The following is a 13,034-nucleotide window of genomic DNA, read 5'->3' as shown; positions in this document are numbered from 1 at the left end:
GGGCGCGGGCGAGGATGCAACCACCCTCGCCCGAACCTTGTCCTGATTATTCGGCGTCGGCCTTGGCGGCCTTGACCGGTGCGGTCGTCTCGATCGAACCACCGAGCTTTTCAATCTGCTCGCGCGCGCCCTTCGACACGCCGGCAACCTTGAAGCTGACCTTGGTGGTCAGTTCGCCCTTGCCGAGCAGGCGAACGCCATGCTTGCCGCCACGTGCAAGGCCAGCGGCCTGCAGAATGTCGTGATCGACCACGCCCGAAGCATCAAGCTTTCCGGCGTCGATGAACTTCTGGATCATGCCGAGGTTAACCTGCGCATAGTCCTTGCCGAACGGGTTGTTGAACCCGCGCTTCGGGAGACGCATGTGCAGCGGCATCTGGCCGCCTTCGAAACCAGCGATGGAAACGCCCGAACGCGCCTTCGCACCCTTCTGGCCGCGTCCGCCGGTCTTGCCTTTGCCCGAGCCGATGCCACGGCCGATGCGCATGCGACGATGGCGGGCGCCTTCGTTGTCGCGGATATCATTGAGTTTCATAATTCAACACTCGCTTTCGCTTTTCTTCGCGTTGGTGGCCGCAATCGGCCTGGAAAGCGGGGCGCTTAGGGCATAGCAAAGGCATTGTCGACCCCTCCCGCGCATGTTCGTCGTGCGCGGTGCCGACGGGGCTAGCGGCCCGAAGTAGCGCGACCGGACATTACAGTGCCAAACCACCGCCGAACATTTGATGTGCGCGCTTCGGTCAACAGTGAAAAACCCCATCCGGCGGCAATGGCAAGCAACACCAACACCCCAAGACCGAACATCGCCTCCACCCCTGGCTGCATACGGTCCGACAGTCCTGTCAAGCCGAGGACGAACATCAACAACGGAAAGTGAATGGCATAGAGCGAAAAGCTCGAGCGTGAGCCATAGAGTGCAAAAATCTGCGCGATACGAGGAAAGCACGGATCGAGCCGCAGCAATGCCCAGACAATCCCTGCAAATGTCCCACCGACTGCGATGTCGCTCACGGCCAACGGAACAATATGAAGCCGTGCGACGACCAAGGCGATTAGCAAAGCTCCTGCACAGGACAGCAGCAGCAGCGTCGCGAACACCCTGCCCATCGGGCGTCCGCTCGCAATCGTCGAACGGTCGGCGTAATAGAGCCCGGCTCCCATAAGCCAGATGACGAATCCGAGAAGCACCTTCGGCCAGATCACACCGACTGCGAGCGAGGCGAGCGCGATCTGCCAGCGGCCACGAACGGCAAAGACGATGGCCGGAAACCAGATGTAGAACCAGAATTCGTAGGAGAGGCTCCACAATGGCCCGTTACTGCCGAACGTGGGCACGGCAAGACCCTGAAGGAAGGCGACGTTGCCAAGAAAGGCGATGAGGGAGAGCCGCCCGGCTAGATCGTTTGGTACACTGACTGCGGGGCTTGCGCCGCCGAAATGCATCGAATCGAAGTGCATCAGGCCATATCCGTCCAGAATGCCGCCGATCAAAAGTGCCGGAACGAGCACGACTAGCAATCTGGAACAACGATCGACGAGGTAAGGCCTCCAGAAATGGTCATCATGCTTCCGCCTGTCGACCGAACGGGCAATCCAGAAACCCGAGAGCACGAAAAAGACCATCACCGCCTCATGCCCCAAGCCGGTCAGGAAATAGACCGCCTTGAGCACCCCCGCCACTCCGGCTTCAACTTCGTCGGCATCCACCCATAACAGATCTTTCGCGTGCCCGAGCACGACAACGGTCGCCGCAACGAAGCGAAACGCATCCATGTACTGATAACTAGGTCGTTCGGTCGTGGAGCTGATCACGGAAGATCCCGTCTTAACGCGGTAATGCCCTTCTTAATAATCCACGGGCCGTCCGACACCGCGTCATTTTCTGAAAGCATTGATAATAGATACCAAAATCAAATCGTCATGTGACGTGTGTTCGTACCCAACGCACGCGCGCCCAGCCCCTCATTAAAGTCGAGAACCGGCAAATACAGTTCTAGTGGGCGCTTACCTCCCGCACACCGATTTTTCGCGAAGCATATTGTGCACCCAAAAAGCACACCGCATGAAAACAGTGACGGCCAACGAAAAAAGGGTCCCGATCGTACGACCGGAACCCCTTCTCGTTATCGAATCACAACGCCTCAGTCGACGATTGCGACCATGTGCGGAAGCTTCGCGATCGCCCCGCGAACTTCAGGGGTGTCCTGACGCTCTACGACCTTGTGCATCTTGTTCAGACCCAGTCCGATGAGGATCTTCCTCTGGCTTTCGGGCCGACGGATCGGCGAACCGATCTGCTTGAGCTTGATGGTCTTTGTCTTTGCCATGGTTGCTTACTCCACCAATGCCGCGGCGTCAGCCTCGGCCTCGGCCACGCTCGAACCACCGCGGCCCAGAAGATCGACGACCTTCTTGCCCCGGCGCTGAGCGACCGACTTCGGCGAAGTCTGTTCAGTCAGCGCGTCGAACGTGGCGCGGATCATGTTGTAGGGGTTCGACGAACCAACCGACTTGGTAACCACGTCGGCAACGCCGAGCGATTCGAAGACGGCGCGCATCGGTCCGCCTGCGATAATGCCGGTACCCGCAGGCGCGGTGCGGAGATTGACCTTGCCCGCACCAAAGCGGCCCTTGCCGTCGTGATGCAGCGTACGGCCATCCTTAAGCGGAACGCGGACCATCTTCTTCTTGGCCGCCGCAGTCGCCTTGTTGATCGCCTCAGGGACTTCGCGAGCCTTGCCATGGCCGAAGCCAACGCGGCCCTTGCCGTCACCCACGACTACAAGCGCTGCAAAACCGAAGCGCTTACCGCCCTTCACCGTTTTCGAAACGCGGTTGATGTGCACCAGCTTTTCGATCAGCTCTTCGCCGCCGTCATCCTGATTGCCGCGACGATCGTCACGGCGGCCACGACCGCGGCCGCCACGATCGCCACCCCGGTCGCCACCGCCACCTGCACGGTCGTTGCGACCGCCACGGGCGCCACGTCCACCGCGCGGCTGCGAAGGATCGCCGCCCGCCGTCGACTGGTTATCACCCGCTTCGGTCGACGCAACCGTCGGCATAGGAGTCGAACCGGCGTTGTCGACCACGGGGGTCTCGCCAGCGTTGTTTTCGATGTTGTTTTCGTCAGCCATCATCAGAACTCCAGCCCGCCTTCACGCGCGGCATCGGCAAGCGCCTTGACGCGGCCATGGAATAGGAAGCCGCCGCGATCAAACACGACTGTCGTCACGCCCGCCTTGGTGGCTGCAGCGGCGATGTCCTTGCCAACCTTGGAAGCGGCATCGATGTTCGCACCCGAGCTGTCGGCACCAAGCGTCGAAGCAGCGGCAATCGTCTTGCCCTGTGCATCGTCGATAACCTGAGCGTAGATGTGCTTGCCGGTGCGATGCACCGACAGGCGAGGCTTGCCGCCCGAACGGGCGCGGAGCGCGGTGCGCACGCGACGACGGCGGCGCTCGAAAAGGGAAAGCTTTGCCATCTTACTTCTTCTTCCCTTCCTTGCGGAAGATATACTCGCCGCGGTACTTGATGCCCTTGCCCTTGTAAGGCTCGGGCTTGCGCCAGCGGCGAATCTCGGCGGCAAACTGGCCAACGGCCTGCTTGTCGATGCCGCTGATCTCCACAGTTGTCTGATCGGGCGTCTTCACTTCGACACCCTCGGGAACGTCGAGATCGACGTCGTGGCTGTAACCGAGCTGAAGCTTGAGCTTCTGGCCCTGCGCCTGCGCACGATAGCCGACGCCGGTGATCTCAAGGAACTTGGTGTAACCCTGAGTCACGCCCTCGACGAGGTTGGATACCAGCGTGCGCTGCATACCCCAGTGGCTACGGGCAGCCTTGGTGTCGTTCGCCGGAATGATCGAGATCTGGTCGTCCTCGACCTTGTACTCGATGAGGTCGGACAGACCCAGCGACAAGGTGCCCTTGGGCCCCTTTACCGTGAGCGAGTCACCCTCGATGTTAGCGGTCACGCCACTCGGGATCGCGACCGGCCTTTTACCGATGCGGCTCATCAGAACACCTCCGCAAGCACTTCGCCGCCGACGTTCTGGGCGCGTGCTTCGGCATCCGAGAGCACGCCCTTGGGCGTCGAGACGATGGTGATGCCAAGACCGTTGCGGATGTTCGGAAGTTCCTTGGAACCCGAATAAACGCGGCGGCCAGGCTTGGAGACACGGGCGACATGCTTGATAGCAGGTTCGCCTTCGAAATACTTAAGTTCGATCCGCAGCGCCTTGTGCTTGCCGGTTTCGTCTTCGCTATAACCACGAATGTAGCCTTCGCGCTGAAGAACTTCGAGTACGTTTGCACGCAGCTTTGACGCGGGCGAAAGGACGGAATCCTTCTTCGCCTGCTGGCCGTTGCGGATACGGGTGAGCATATCACCCAGGGGATCGGTCATTGCCATCTAAAGGCTCCTCACCAGCTCGACTTGGTCAGACCGGGGATCAGGCCCTTATTGCCCAAATCCCGCAGTTCGATGCGGCAGAGGCCGAATTTGCGGTAGTAACCCCGCGGGCGGCCGGTGGTGGTGCAGCGATTGCGCACGCGGGTCGGATTCCCGTTACGGGGAATTTCGGCCAGCTTGAGGCGCGCGATCCAACGATCGCTGTCATCGACCGACTCATCGTCAGCGATCGCCTTCAGCTTCGCGTATTGCGATGCATACTTCTTGACGAGCTTCTTACGACGCTCGTTCTTGTTCACGGAACTCAGTTTCGCCATGGACTTAAGCTCTCTTCCTTAGCGGCTCACGCCGCCTCCTTCTGATCCGCGCCGGTGTCCGATTCTTCGGGGGCGGGGAACGGGAAACCGAACAGGCGCAGCAGTTCGCGCGCTTCGTCGTCGGTCTTCGCGGTGGTGGTCACGATGATGTCCATGCCACGCACCTTGTCGATCTGATCGTAGCTGATCTCCGGAAAGATGATCTGCTCCTTCAGGCCCATGGCATAGTTGCCATTGCCGTCGAACGACTTCGGATTCAGGCCACGAAAGTCGCGGATGCGGGGCATCGCGATCGTGACCAGACGGTCGAGGAATTCGAACATCCGTTCGCCGCGAAGGGTAACCTTGCAACCGATCGGCATGCCTTCACGCAACTTGAACTGCGCGATCGACTTCTTCGCCTTGGTGATCACGGGCTTCTGGCCGGCGATCAGTTCCATTTCCGCTGCGGCGGTCTGGACCTTCTTCTTGTCCTGGCTGGCTTCGCCAACGCCCATGTTGAGCGTGATCTTGGCCAGCTTGGGCACCTGAAGCGCATTGGTGTAGCCGAACTTTTCGGTCATCGCCTTGGCGATTTCCGCATCGTACTTCGCCTTCATGCGGGGCATATAATCAGCCATCAATCTTCTCCCCGGACTTGACGGCGACGCGCACCTTCTTGCCGTCGTGCTCTTCAAAGCGGACGCGGGTGGGCTTGCCATCCTTGGGATCGGCCAAGGCAACCTTGCAGATTGCCATCGGTGCCGGCGAGCGGTCGATCCCGCCCTGCGGATTCACCTGGGTGGGCTTGCGGTGACGGGTCGCGACGTTGACGCCGTCGACCAGAACCTTGCCAGCCTTGGGCATGACTTGGGTGACCGTACCGGTCTTACCCTTGTCCTTGCCCGACAACACGACCACGCTGTCACCCTTCTTGATCTTTGCGGATGCCATTACAACACCTCCGGAGCAAGCGAGATGATCTTCATGAAGCCACGACCGCGAAGTTCGCGCACGACGGGGCCGAAGATACGCGTGCCGATGGGTTCCTCGTTCTTGTTCACGAGGACCGCAGCATTCGAGTCAAAGCGAATGACGCTGCCATCGGTGCGACGGACGTCTTTCCTCGTGCGAACGATCACGGCGCGATGAACATCGCCCTTCTTGACCTTTGCACGCGGCTGCGCCTCCTTGATGGAGACGACGATCACGTCACCGACGCTGGCAGTACGCCGCTTCGATCCGCCCAGCACCTTGATGCACTGGACTCGCTTGGCGCCGCTGTTGTCAGCAACATCAAGGTTGGATTGCATCTGGATCATAGATCCGGTTCCTTCTCAATCGGCTTGCCGGGACAACGGCCTAGACGAGCCCGGTAGTTCCAAAAACTTTCGTCGTTCAGCCGTTTGCGGCGTCGACCTCGATGTCGGCTTCCAAGGCGGTGTCGGCCTGGCCGCCAACGCGATCGAGAACCTTCCACGTCTTCAGCTTGGAGATCGGCGCGACCTCCTCGATCCGCACCTTTTCGCCAGCGCGGAAAGCGTTGTCGGCGTCATGTGCGTGGTACTTCTTCGAACGACGGATGATCTTTCCGTAGAGCGGATGCTTCACCTTGCGTTCGACGTTGACCACAACGGTCTTGTCGGGCTTGTCGGAAACCACGGTCCCGATGAGGATGCGCTTGGGCATGGTCTCTTCCTTACTTCGCGGCCGCGGGCTGAGCGGTCTTCGAACGCTCCGCTTGTGCGGTCTTGATACGCGCAATCTGGCGACGGACTTCCCGGATGCGAGCAGGACGCTCGATCTGGTTGGTCGCGGCCTGGAAGCGCAGGTTGAACTGCTCACGCTTCAGCTCGACGAGATCAGACGAAAGCTGATCGTCGGTCTTGGCGCGAATATCTTCGTTGTTCGCCATCATTCGCCTCCCAGGTGCGACTGGTCGCCAAGACGGGCGACGACCTTGGTCTTGATCGGCAGCTTCATCGCGGCGCGGCTGAATGCCTCTGCAGCGAGCGGGCCCGGAACGCCGTCCAGTTCGAACAGGATGCGACCCGGCTTTACCCGTGCAGCCCAGTATTCGACCGAACCCTTGCCCTTCCCCTGACGGACTTCAGCAGGCTTCTTCGACACCGGAACGTCGGGGAACACGCGAATCCACAGACGACCCTGACGGCGAATGTGACGGGTGATCGCACGACGCGCAGCTTCGATCTGGCGTGCGGTGATACGCTCGGGTTCCATCGCCTTCAGCCCGTACGAGCCGAAGTTCAGCGAGGTGCCGCCCTTGGCTTCGCCGTGGATCTTGCCCTTGAACGCCTTGCGGAACTTGGTTTTTTTCGGTTGCAGCATTGTCTTACCTCAGCCTAGCCTCAGCGCGCCGGTCGCACGCCGGAGGTCTGGGCCTCCATCATCAGACGGTCCTGCGCCATCGGGTCGTGCGCCATGATCTCGCCTTTGAAGATCCAGCACTTGATACCGATGATGCCGTATGCGGTCAGCGCTTCGGCTTCCGCATAATCGACGTTTGCACGCAGGGTGTGAAGCGGCACGCGGCCTTCGCGATACCATTCGACGCGCGCGATTTCCGCACCGCCGAGACGGCCGCCGCACGTGATCTTAATGCCCTCGGCCCCAAGACGCAGCGCAGACTGCACGGCCCGCTTCATCGCGCGGCGGAAGGCCACACGACGGACGAGCTGATCGGCAATGCCCTGAGCGACGAGCTTGGCGTCGATTTCCGGCTTGCGGATCTCGACGATATTCAGCTTCACTTCGCTCGCGGTCATCGATGCGAGCTTGAGGCGAAGCTTTTCGATGTCCGCACCCTTCTTGCCGATAATGACACCGGGGCGCGCAGCGTAAATCGACACGCGGCAAAGCTTTGCCGGACGCTCGATCACAACCTTCGAAATCGCCGCCTGCGGCAATGCGCCGACGATATACTTGCGGATCTCGATGTCTTCCTTGAGCAGACCGGCATAGTCGCGCCCTTCGGCGTACCAGCGACTGTCCCAAGTGCGGTTGATCTGAAGGCGCAGGCCGATCGGATTGGATTTATGACCCATGGATCAGGCCTCCCCTTCGTCGGATTGTTCACGAACCACGATGCGCAGACGGCTGAACGGCTTCAGGATGCGCGTCGACTTGCCACGGCCGCGGGTGTGGAAACGCTTCATGGTAATCGATTTGCCGACCGAGGCTTCCGCCACGACGAGCGCGTCGACGTCCAGGTTGTGGTTGTTCTCGGCATTCGCGATCGCCGAAGCCAGGACCTTGCGAGCATCCTGCGCCATGGCACGCTTAGAGAAGGTGAGAATGTTCAGCGCATCCTCCACCTTCTTGCCGCGAATGAGGCCGGCGACAAGGTTGAGCTTCTGGGCGGAACCACGAATCGTGGTGCCGACTGCCAGAGCTTCATTCTCGGCGACGCGGCGCGGAGCGGACTGCTTGCTCATCAGCGCTTGCCCTTCTTGTCAGCGGCGTGACCCGGGAAGCTGCGCGTGGGCGCAAACTCGCCAAGCTTGTGGCCGACCATGTCCTCGTTGACGGACACGGGAATGTGCTTCTTGCCGTTGTAGACGCTAAAGGTCAGGCCAACGAACTGGGGAAGGATGGTGGAGCGACGCGACCAAGTCTTGATCGGAGCGCGCGTGCCAGCGTCCTGGGCGATTTCTGCCTTCTTCAGCAGGTGCAGGTCAACAAACGGACCCTTGCGGAGCGAACGAGCCATTACCGCTTACCTCTTCTTCTTGGCGTGCCGCGAACGGATGATCAACTTGTCCGTCTGCTTGTTGTTGCGGGTCCGGGCGCCCTTCGTCGGCTTGCCCCATGGCGTAACCGGATGACGGCCGCCCGAGGTACGGCCTTCGCCACCGCCATGCGGGTGATCGACCGGGTTCTTGGCGACGCCACGGGTAAGCGGACGCTTACCCATCCAGCGACGACGACCGGCCTTGGCCAGCGTCTGGTTGCTGTTGTCCGGGTTCGAAACCGCACCGACAGTGCCCATGCAATCACCGCGCAGGTAGCGCTGTTCGCCAGAAGAGAGACGCACGATCACCATGCCGCGGTCACGGCCGACGATCTGGGCGTAAGTTCCTGCCGAACGCGCGATCTGCGCGCCCTTGCCCGGCTTCATTTCCAGGTTGTGGGCGATCGTTCCGACCGGCATCTGCGACAGGAGCATAGCGTTGCCAGGCTTCGTGTCGGTCTTCTCGCCGGCGATGACGCTGTCACCAACAGCGAGCCGCTGCGGAGCGATGATATAGGCCTCTTCGCCGTCCTCGTACTTGACGAGAGCGATGAATGCCGTGCGGTTGGGATCATACTCGAGCCGCTCGACGGTCGCAGCCATATCCCACTTGCGACGCTTGAAGTCGACGTAGCGATATTTCTGCTTGTGACCGCCGCCAATGCCGCGCGAAGTCACGTGACCCTTGTTGTTGCGGCCGCCAGTCTTGTTCTTGCCTTCGGTGAGAGCCTTGACAGGCTTACCCTTCCAGAGGCTCGACTTGTCGACCAGCACCAGGCCACGGCGGGCGGGCGATGTCGGTTTATAGTTCTTGAGTGCCATGATTTCCTAGCCTCAGATACCGCTGGTGACGTCGATGGACTGGCCTTCGGCCAGCGTCACGATCGCCTTTTTCATGTCGGTGCGCCGGTAGGGCTTGCCCTTCCAGCGCTTAACCTTGCCCTTTTGGACAAGCGTGTTCACGCCGGTGACTTTTACGTCGAAAAGCGCTTCGACCGCTTCCTTGATCTGCGGCTTCGTGGCGCTTTCGGCGACCTTGAATACCACAGCGTTATGTTCCGAAAGAAGCGTCGACTTCTCGGTAATGTGCGGGGCGACGATAACGTCATAGTGCCGCACGTCGATTTCCTTAGCCTTAGCCATTGAAACGCGCCTCCAGCTTCTCGACCGCGTCCTTGGTGAGGATCAGCGTGTCGTGCTTCAGGATGTCGTAGACGTTCGCGCCCACGGCCGGCATGACATTCACGCCCGGAAGATTGCTCGATGCCTTGCGGAAGCCGTCATTGACGCTTTCACCGTCGATCACGAGGATCTTACCGGCAAAACCGAGCTTTTCGAACTGCGCGCGAAGAGCCTTTGTCTTGGCATCTGCAAGCTCAAGCGTATCAACGACGATAAGACCGTCCTTCGCCTTGCTCGACAGGGCCATCTTCAGGCCAAGTGCGCGGATCTTCTTGTTCAGCGACATGTCAAAGTCACGCTTGCGTGCACCATGAGCCTTGCCGCCACCGATGAAGATCGGGGCCTTGCGATCGCCGTGGCGAGCCGTGCCGCCGCCCTTCTGGCGACCCCACTTCTTGCCGGTGCGAGCAACTTCAGAACGCTCACGCGTCGGACGGGCTGTGGCACGACGGTTCCAAAGCTGCCAGGTGACCACGCGGTGCAGGATGTCCGCACGCGGCTCGATGCCGAAGACGTCGTCGTTCAGCTCGATGTCACCCGACGCATTGCCGTCGAGTTTCTGGACCTTCACCTTCACGGATCAGCCCTCCTTGTTCGCGTCGCTGGCGGGCGTGTCACCCTCAGCGGCGTTGGTTTCGGTGTCGGCACCGGCTTCCTGTTCGCTCAGCAACTTAGCCTGCTGTTCGACGGAAACGTCCGGCTGCACTTCGTGTTCGGCTGCTGCCTCGACCATGCCGGCGGGTGCTTCTTCATGCTCAGGCTGCGTGCTCTTCCTCTCGAGCAGCGCTGCCGGGAACGGCAGGCCTTCGGGAAGCGGCAGCTTGATGGCATCAGTTACGACCAGCCACGAATTCTTTGCGCCCGGAACAGAACCCTTAACGAAAAGCAAGCCGCGATCGGCGTCGGTGCGCACGATTTCGAGGTTCTGCTGAGTGCGCTGACGATCGCCCATGTGGCCAGCCATCTTCTTGTTCTTGAAGACGCGACCTGGATCCTGACGCTGCCCCGTCGAACCGTGCGAACGGTGCGAGAGCGAAACGCCGTGCGTTGCGCGCAAACCGGCAAAGCCCCAACGTTTCATCGCGCCGGCAAAGCCTTTGCCCTGCGTGTGACCGGTGATGTCGACCTTTTGGCCAGCGATGAAGTGCTCTGCACTGATGGTCGAGCCAACCGGCGGAAGGCCGTCTTCGGCCTCCAGACGGAATTCGGCGACCTTCATCTTCGGGGTCACTTCAGCCTTCGCGAAATGCTCGCGCTGCGGCTTGGCGACGTTCTTCAGCTTCGCTTCGCCCGCGCCGAGCTGAACAGCGACATAACCATCGCGATCCATCGTGCGGTGCGAAACGACCTGACAATCTTCCAGGGCCAGGACGGTAACGGGAACGTGCCGTCCATCCTCCTGAAAAAGGCGGGTCATCCCGACCTTTTTAGCGATCACGCCAGTGCGCATGATCCATTCTCCTAACAGAGGCCTGCCGAGACCATCCCGGCAGGCGTGTCAGCCCAATTTGTAATGCACCACCCCGCCCGGGCTGATAATGCCCTTCCCCGTTAGGGAAAGAGCGAGACGGGGGACGCAGCCCGGAATGAATTCCGGCGGTATCCCTGTAGCCCAGGACCCTTTCGGATCCTCGCCGATCAAGCCAGCTTGATCTCAACGTTGACGCCAGCAGCAAGGTCGAGCTTCATCAAAGCGTCGACTGTAGCGGCGTTGGGCTGCACGATGTCGAGCAGCCGCTTGTAGGTACGAACCTCGAACTGCTCCCGCGACTTCTTGTCGATGTGCGGACCGCGGTTCACGGTGAATTTCTCAATGCGCGTCGGAAGCGGAATGGGGCCCCGGATGAGCGCGCCCGTGCGACGGGCGGTTTCAGCGATCTCACCAGTTGCCTGATCGAGAACGCGGTGATCAAACGCCTTCAGGCGAATGCGGATATTCTGAGCTTCCATGTCCATACCGATGCGAAAGAGCCAAGAGACCGGCCGAAGCAGATCCCAAAAAAGAAAGAACCGCCCCGCCTCACCATCGCAGCGTCGATTTCGAGCTGCGCGGGAAGGGGCGGCCCTTCCGAAAATTCAGGACGGCGGGAGTGAATCACCCCCGCCGTCGCGTGCCTATATTACTTAGTGATGTTGCTGACAACCCCAGAACCGACGGTCCGTCCACCTTCGCGAATTGCGAAGCGGAGACCCTCGTCCATGGCGATCGGAGCAATGAGCTTCACGCCGATCGTGACGTTGTCGCCAGGCATGACCATCTCGGTGCCTTCCGGCAGGATCACTTCGCCCGTCACGTCGGTCGTGCGGAAGTAGAACTGCGGACGATAGTTGGCGAAGAACGGAGTGTGACGGCCGCCTTCGTCCTTCGACAGGACGTAAACCTCTGCGCTGAACTCGGTGTGCGGCGTAACCGAACCGGGCTTGCAAAGAACCTGACCACGCTCGACTTCTTCACGAGCCACACCGCGGATCAGAGCACCGACGTTGTCGCCAGCTTCACCCTGATCGAGCAGCTTGCGGAACATTTCGACGCCGGTGACGACGGTCTTCTTGGTGTCCTTGATGCCGACGATTTCGACTTCTTCGCCGACCTTGATGATGCCGGATTCGATACGACCGGTCACGACAGTGCCGCGGCCAGAGATCGAGAACACGTCCTCGACGGGCATAAGGAACGGCTTGTCGGTCGGACGCGGCGGCTGCGGAATGTAATCATCCACGGCCTTCATGAGTTCCATGATCTTGTCTTCGCCTATTTCGGCATCACGACCTTCGAGTGCGGCAAGGGCCGAACCCGAAATCACGGGAATATCGTCGCCCGGGAAGTCGTAGTACGAAAGCAGCTCACGGATTTCCAGCTCGACCAGCTCGAGAAGCTCGGCGTCGTCAACCTGGTCGACCTTGTTCATAAACACGACAAGAGCCGGAACGCCGACCTGACGAGCAAGCAGGATGTGCTCGCGGGTCTGGGGCATCGGGCCGTCAGCGGCGTTCACGACCAGGATCGCACCGTCCATCTGGGCGGCACCGGTGATCATGTTCTTCACGTAGTCGGCGTGCCCCGGGCAGTCGACGTGCGCGTAGTGACGTGCCTCGGTCTCATATTCGACGTGTGCGGTCGAGATGGTGATGCCGCGCTCGCGCTCTTCGGGAGCCTTGTCGATGTTCGCGAAGTCGACGGGCGAACCGAGGACCTTGGTAATCGCGGCCGTCAGCGTGGTCTTGCCGTGGTCAACGTGACCGATCGTGCCGATGTTGCAGTGCGGCTTGTTCCGCTCAAACTTAGCTTTCGCCATTTTTCAAAAACCTCTGGTTCGTCTGGATCTGTTGATCTGTGTGATTTTGTGCGGGACAGAAGCGGCACCCGCTGAATCAGGCGCCGCCCCTAGAC

The 13,034-nt window shown here is 60.5% G+C and carries 23 protein-coding genes; all 23 read right to left on the bottom strand.

All coding sequences use genetic code 11. The features are described 5' to 3' along the window. Positions 1-46 precede the first annotated feature (46 nt). Entirely contained in the window at positions 47-535 is a 489-nt protein-coding gene (gene rplO / locus EKN06_RS01215; RefSeq protein WP_127611061.1) for a 50S ribosomal protein L15, read from the bottom strand. A gap of 131 nt (positions 536-666) precedes the next feature. Next, positions 667-1,812, bottom strand: coding sequence for an acyltransferase family protein (locus EKN06_RS01210; protein WP_127611060.1), 1,146 nt, complete (start codon positions 1,810-1,812; stop codon positions 667-669). 329 nt (positions 1,813-2,141) lie between these two features. Next, a complete protein-coding gene (gene rpmD / locus EKN06_RS01205; RefSeq protein WP_127611059.1) occupies positions 2,142-2,327 on the bottom strand; it encodes a 50S ribosomal protein L30 in 186 nt (61 codons plus the stop codon). A 6-nt stretch (positions 2,328-2,333) separates the two neighbouring features. Further along, a complete protein-coding gene (rpsE, locus tag EKN06_RS01200) occupies positions 2,334-3,137 on the bottom strand; it encodes a 30S ribosomal protein S5 (protein ID WP_420810742.1) in 804 nt (267 codons plus the stop codon). 2 nt (positions 3,138-3,139) lie between these two features. Beyond that, positions 3,140-3,484 (bottom strand): 50S ribosomal protein L18, encoded by a 345-nt coding sequence (gene rplR, locus EKN06_RS01195; RefSeq protein WP_127611058.1) that lies wholly within the window; start codon positions 3,482-3,484, stop codon positions 3,140-3,142. A gap of 1 nt (position 3,485) precedes the next feature. Further along, the gene (gene rplF, locus EKN06_RS01190) at positions 3,486-4,019 is read right to left on the bottom strand and encodes a 50S ribosomal protein L6 (protein WP_127611057.1); all 534 of its coding nucleotides are present in this window, start codon (positions 4,017-4,019) and stop codon (positions 3,486-3,488) included. Further along, complete coding sequence (gene rpsH, locus EKN06_RS01185) at positions 4,019-4,414, bottom strand: 30S ribosomal protein S8 (RefSeq protein ID WP_127611056.1); 396 nt, start codon at positions 4,412-4,414, stop codon at positions 4,019-4,021. Before rpsH ends, rplF begins: the two co-directional genes overlap by 1 nt. 11 nt (positions 4,415-4,425) lie before the next feature. Then, complete coding sequence (rpsN, locus tag EKN06_RS01180) at positions 4,426-4,731, bottom strand: 30S ribosomal protein S14 (protein ID WP_127611055.1); 306 nt, start codon at positions 4,729-4,731, stop codon at positions 4,426-4,428. A 26-nt stretch (positions 4,732-4,757) separates the two neighbouring features. Next, on the bottom strand, positions 4,758-5,351 hold the full coding sequence (gene rplE, locus EKN06_RS01175; protein ID WP_127611054.1) for a 50S ribosomal protein L5: 594 nt from the start codon (positions 5,349-5,351) through the stop codon (positions 4,758-4,760). Further along, positions 5,344-5,664: a 50S ribosomal protein L24 gene (gene rplX, locus EKN06_RS01170; RefSeq protein WP_127611053.1), complete on the bottom strand. Its 321-nt coding sequence runs from the start codon at positions 5,662-5,664 to the stop codon at positions 5,344-5,346. The genes rplE and rplX overlap by 8 nt, the downstream gene beginning before the upstream one ends. After that, positions 5,664-6,032: a 50S ribosomal protein L14 gene (gene rplN, locus EKN06_RS01165; protein ID WP_127611052.1), complete on the bottom strand. Its 369-nt coding sequence runs from the start codon at positions 6,030-6,032 to the stop codon at positions 5,664-5,666. The genes rplX and rplN overlap by 1 nt, the downstream gene beginning before the upstream one ends. A gap of 76 nt (positions 6,033-6,108) precedes the next feature. Then, the gene (gene rpsQ / locus EKN06_RS01160) at positions 6,109-6,399 is read right to left on the bottom strand and encodes a 30S ribosomal protein S17 (protein WP_127611051.1); all 291 of its coding nucleotides are present in this window, start codon (positions 6,397-6,399) and stop codon (positions 6,109-6,111) included. Positions 6,400-6,409: 10 nt separating this feature from the next. Further along, positions 6,410-6,625, bottom strand: coding sequence for a 50S ribosomal protein L29 (gene rpmC, locus EKN06_RS01155; RefSeq protein WP_205693787.1), 216 nt, complete (start codon positions 6,623-6,625; stop codon positions 6,410-6,412). After that, positions 6,625-7,059, bottom strand: a complete 435-nt coding sequence (gene rplP / locus EKN06_RS01150) for a 50S ribosomal protein L16 (protein WP_127611049.1) — start codon at positions 7,057-7,059, stop codon at positions 6,625-6,627. Before rplP ends, rpmC begins: the two co-directional genes overlap by 1 nt. Positions 7,060-7,079: 20 nt before the next feature. Beyond that, entirely contained in the window at positions 7,080-7,775 is a 696-nt protein-coding gene (gene rpsC, locus EKN06_RS01145; RefSeq protein WP_127611048.1) for a 30S ribosomal protein S3, read from the bottom strand. 3 nt (positions 7,776-7,778) lie between these two features. Further along, positions 7,779-8,165 carry a 50S ribosomal protein L22 gene (rplV, locus tag EKN06_RS01140; protein WP_127611047.1) on the bottom strand — a complete coding sequence of 129 codons (387 nt, stop codon included), beginning with the start codon at positions 8,163-8,165 and terminating at the stop codon, positions 7,779-7,781. After that, positions 8,165-8,440 carry a 30S ribosomal protein S19 gene (rpsS, locus tag EKN06_RS01135; protein ID WP_127611046.1) on the bottom strand — a complete coding sequence of 92 codons (276 nt, stop codon included), beginning with the start codon at positions 8,438-8,440 and terminating at the stop codon, positions 8,165-8,167. The genes rplV and rpsS overlap by 1 nt, the downstream gene beginning before the upstream one ends. Before the next feature lie 6 nt (positions 8,441-8,446). Beyond that, a complete protein-coding gene (rplB, locus tag EKN06_RS01130; protein WP_127611045.1) occupies positions 8,447-9,283 on the bottom strand; it encodes a 50S ribosomal protein L2 in 837 nt (278 codons plus the stop codon). 12 nt (positions 9,284-9,295) lie between these two features. Then, positions 9,296-9,604 carry a 50S ribosomal protein L23 gene (locus tag EKN06_RS01125; protein ID WP_127611044.1) on the bottom strand — a complete coding sequence of 103 codons (309 nt, stop codon included), beginning with the start codon at positions 9,602-9,604 and terminating at the stop codon, positions 9,296-9,298. Next, positions 9,597-10,220 carry a 50S ribosomal protein L4 gene (gene rplD, locus EKN06_RS01120; RefSeq protein WP_127611043.1) on the bottom strand — a complete coding sequence of 208 codons (624 nt, stop codon included), beginning with the start codon at positions 10,218-10,220 and terminating at the stop codon, positions 9,597-9,599. The genes EKN06_RS01125 and rplD overlap by 8 nt, the downstream gene beginning before the upstream one ends. A 3-nt stretch (positions 10,221-10,223) precedes the next feature. Further along, a complete protein-coding gene (rplC, locus tag EKN06_RS01115) occupies positions 10,224-11,093 on the bottom strand; it encodes a 50S ribosomal protein L3 (protein ID WP_127611042.1) in 870 nt (289 codons plus the stop codon). A 188-nt stretch (positions 11,094-11,281) separates the two neighbouring features. After that, a complete protein-coding gene (gene rpsJ, locus EKN06_RS01110) occupies positions 11,282-11,593 on the bottom strand; it encodes a 30S ribosomal protein S10 (protein ID WP_047820271.1) in 312 nt (103 codons plus the stop codon). A 170-nt stretch (positions 11,594-11,763) separates the two neighbouring features. Continuing rightward, positions 11,764-12,939, bottom strand: a complete 1,176-nt coding sequence (gene tuf, locus EKN06_RS01105) for an elongation factor Tu (protein WP_127611041.1) — start codon at positions 12,937-12,939, stop codon at positions 11,764-11,766. Between the last annotated feature and the right edge of the window lie 95 nt (positions 12,940-13,034).

The sequence above is a fragment of the Croceicoccus ponticola genome, assembly GCF_004004515.1.
GTDB classification, from domain to species: Bacteria; Pseudomonadota; Alphaproteobacteria; order Sphingomonadales; family Sphingomonadaceae; genus Croceicoccus; species Croceicoccus ponticola.
The sequence above is the reverse complement of the archived record's forward strand: the minus strand, read 5'-3'. Positions and strand labels throughout refer to the sequence as shown.

What these genes read in the sequence shown, in the direction of transcription:
- rplO (WP_127611061.1), bottom strand. Translation starts at nt 535, where the DNA reads ATGAAACTCAATGATATCCGCGACAACGAAGGCGCCCGCCATCGTCGC.
- rpmD (WP_127611059.1), bottom strand. Translation starts at nt 2,327, where the DNA reads ATGGCAAAGACAAAGACCATCAAGCTCAAGCAGATCGGTTCGCCGATC.
- rpsE (WP_420810742.1), bottom strand. Translation starts at nt 3,137, where the DNA reads ATGGCTGACGAAAACAACATCGAAAACAACGCTGGCGAGACCCCCGTG.
- rplR (WP_127611058.1), bottom strand. Translation starts at nt 3,484, where the DNA reads ATGGCAAAGCTTTCCCTTTTCGAGCGCCGCCGTCGTCGCGTGCGCACC.
- rplF (WP_127611057.1), bottom strand. Translation starts at nt 4,019, where the DNA reads ATGAGCCGCATCGGTAAAAGGCCGGTCGCGATCCCGAGTGGCGTGACC.
- rpsH (WP_127611056.1), bottom strand. Translation starts at nt 4,414, where the DNA reads ATGGCAATGACCGATCCCCTGGGTGATATGCTCACCCGTATCCGCAAC.
- rpsN (WP_127611055.1), bottom strand. Translation starts at nt 4,731, where the DNA reads ATGGCGAAACTGAGTTCCGTGAACAAGAACGAGCGTCGTAAGAAGCTC.
- rplE (WP_127611054.1), bottom strand. Translation starts at nt 5,351, where the DNA reads ATGGCTGATTATATGCCCCGCATGAAGGCGAAGTACGATGCGGAAATC.
- rplX (WP_127611053.1), bottom strand. Translation starts at nt 5,664, where the DNA reads ATGGCATCCGCAAAGATCAAGAAGGGTGACAGCGTGGTCGTGTTGTCG.
- rplN (WP_127611052.1), bottom strand. Translation starts at nt 6,032, where the DNA reads ATGATCCAGATGCAATCCAACCTTGATGTTGCTGACAACAGCGGCGCC.
- rpsQ (WP_127611051.1), bottom strand. Translation starts at nt 6,399, where the DNA reads ATGCCCAAGCGCATCCTCATCGGGACCGTGGTTTCCGACAAGCCCGAC.
- rpmC (WP_205693787.1), bottom strand. Translation starts at nt 6,625, where the DNA reads ATGGCGAACAACGAAGATATTCGCGCCAAGACCGACGATCAGCTTTCG.
- rplP (WP_127611049.1), bottom strand. Translation starts at nt 7,059, where the DNA reads ATGCTGCAACCGAAAAAAACCAAGTTCCGCAAGGCGTTCAAGGGCAAG.
- rpsC (WP_127611048.1), bottom strand. Translation starts at nt 7,775, where the DNA reads ATGGGTCATAAATCCAATCCGATCGGCCTGCGCCTTCAGATCAACCGC.
- rplV (WP_127611047.1), bottom strand. Translation starts at nt 8,165, where the DNA reads ATGAGCAAGCAGTCCGCTCCGCGCCGCGTCGCCGAGAATGAAGCTCTG.
- rpsS (WP_127611046.1), bottom strand. Translation starts at nt 8,440, where the DNA reads ATGGCTCGTTCGCTCCGCAAGGGTCCGTTTGTTGACCTGCACCTGCTG.
- rplB (WP_127611045.1), bottom strand. Translation starts at nt 9,283, where the DNA reads ATGGCACTCAAGAACTATAAACCGACATCGCCCGCCCGCCGTGGCCTG.
- EKN06_RS01125 (WP_127611044.1), bottom strand. Translation starts at nt 9,604, where the DNA reads ATGGCTAAGGCTAAGGAAATCGACGTGCGGCACTATGACGTTATCGTC.
- rplC (WP_127611042.1), bottom strand. Translation starts at nt 11,093, where the DNA reads ATGCGCACTGGCGTGATCGCTAAAAAGGTCGGGATGACCCGCCTTTTT.
- rpsJ (WP_047820271.1), bottom strand. Translation starts at nt 11,593, where the DNA reads ATGGAAGCTCAGAATATCCGCATTCGCCTGAAGGCGTTTGATCACCGC.
- tuf (WP_127611041.1), bottom strand. Translation starts at nt 12,939, where the DNA reads ATGGCGAAAGCTAAGTTTGAGCGGAACAAGCCGCACTGCAACATCGGC.